We start from the raw sequence: 1,743 nt of genomic DNA, 5'->3' as shown, positions 1-1,743 counted from the left end.
CATCTCGGCCAGGTCGCGCGCGGCCGAGTCGCTGAACGCGCGGAGTTCCTCGACCCCGACCTGCGCGCCGCCCTCGCCCGCGCCGCCGACGACCCGACCCGGCTCACCGACGCCCAGGCCCTCGCCCTCCTCCACGCCGACGGACCCGCCCTCGACGCCCTCTGCGGCATCGCCGACGACCTCCGCCGCGACACCGTCGGCGACGACGTCACGTACATCGTCACCCGGAACATCAACTTCACCAACGTCTGCTACACCGGCTGCCGCTTCTGCGCCTTCGCCCAGCGCCGCACCGACGCCGACGCCTACACCCTCTCCCTCGACCAGGTCGCCGACCGCGCCGCGCAGGCGTGGGACGTGGGCGCCGTCGAGGTGTGCATGCAGGGCGGCATCCACCCCGACCTGCCCGGCACGGCGTACTTCGACATCGCCCGCGCCGTGAAGGAGCGGGTGCCCGGCATCCACGTGCACGCGTTCTCGCCCATGGAGGTCATGAACGGCGCCGCCCGCACCGGCATGTCCGTACGGGACTGGCTGGCCGCCGCCAAGGAGGCCGGCCTCGGCTCCATCCCGGGCACGGCCGCCGAGATCCTGGACGACGAGGTGCGCTGGATCCTCACCAAGGGCAAGCTGCCCGCGGCCGACTGGGTCGAGGTCGTCACCGCGGCGCACGGGCTGGGGCTCAGGTCGTCCGCCACGATGATGTACGGGCACGTGGACCAGCCGCGCCACTGGCTGGGCCACCTGCGGCTGCTGGCCGAGCTGCAGCAGCGCACGGGCGGCTTCACGGAGTTCGTCACGCTGCCGTTCATCCACACCAACGCGCCGGTCTACCTGGCCGGCATCGCCCGGCCGGGGCCGACGATGCGCGACAACCGGGCCGTCACCGCCATGGCCCGGCTGCTGCTCCACCCGCACATCACCAACATCCAGACCAGCTGGGTCAAGCTCGGCGCGGACGGCGCGGCGCAGATGCTCCGCTCCGGCGCCAACGACCTGGGCGGCACGCTGATGGAGGAGACCATCTCGCGGATGGCGGGCTCGTCGTACGGGTCGTACCGCTCGGTGAAGGACCTCGTCGCCATCGCCGCCGCCGCGGGCCGTCCGGCCCGGCCGCGGACGACGACGTACGGGCCGGTGCCGGCGGAGCGGCGGCGGGCGGCGGAGGCGGCGGACGGACGGCTGCCGGAGCTGCTGCCGGTGCTGGGCCGGTAGCACGCGGGCCTGCGCGTACGGACCCGGCCCTCCGCCCCGTCCCCGAGGCTCTAAGCCCGCCCCGGGGGAGGTGGCGCCGTGCCCGAAGTGCGCCCGTCCATGCAGGACTTGATCGTGACCGCCGCCGCTCCGGCTTCGTCGGCCGGCAGCGGGAGATCGCGGCGTACCGGGACAACTTCCGCTGCCCCCCCGGAGGACCCGGCGCACCGCTTCCTCTTCCACATCCACGGCGTCGCCGGCGTCGGCAAGACGTCGCTGCTGCGGCGGCTGCTGCAGCTCGCGGGGGAGCAGGGGGCGCTGACGGCGCAGGTGGACGAGGCGGCGGGCAGCGTGCCCGAGGCGATGGAGGCGATCAGCGGCCAGCTCGCCCGGCAGGGCCACCCGCTGAAGGGCTTCGACCGGCTGCTGCAGCGCTACCGCCAGCGGCGCCACGAGGCGGACTCCGTCGCCGCCGCCTTCGCCGGCGCCACCGGCGCCCCCGGCGCCCCCGGCGTCCCCGGCGCCGCGGCGGTCGCGCTCGGCCCCGGC

The 1,743-nt window shown here is 75.4% G+C and carries 1 protein-coding gene and 1 pseudogene; both read left to right on the top strand.

From position 1 onward, the window contains the following. On the top strand, positions 1–1,215 hold a 1,215-nt coding region (gene cofH, locus ABD317_RS36555), incomplete at its 5' end, for a 5-amino-6-(D-ribitylamino)uracil--L-tyrosine 4-hydroxyphenyl transferase CofH (protein ID WP_344296306.1). A 78-nt stretch (positions 1,216–1,293) separates the two neighbouring features. Continuing rightward, positions 1,294–1,743: pseudogene (locus ABD317_RS36550) on the top strand (tetratricopeptide repeat protein); the annotation flags it as partial.

Origin of the sequence: Streptomyces synnematoformans, from assembly GCF_039531005.1 — a bacterium.
In the GTDB taxonomy this organism is placed as follows: Bacteria; Actinomycetota; Actinomycetes; order Streptomycetales; family Streptomycetaceae; genus Streptomyces; species Streptomyces synnematoformans.
Note: the sequence above shows the minus strand (reverse complement) of the source record. Positions and strands in the feature narration are given on the sequence as shown.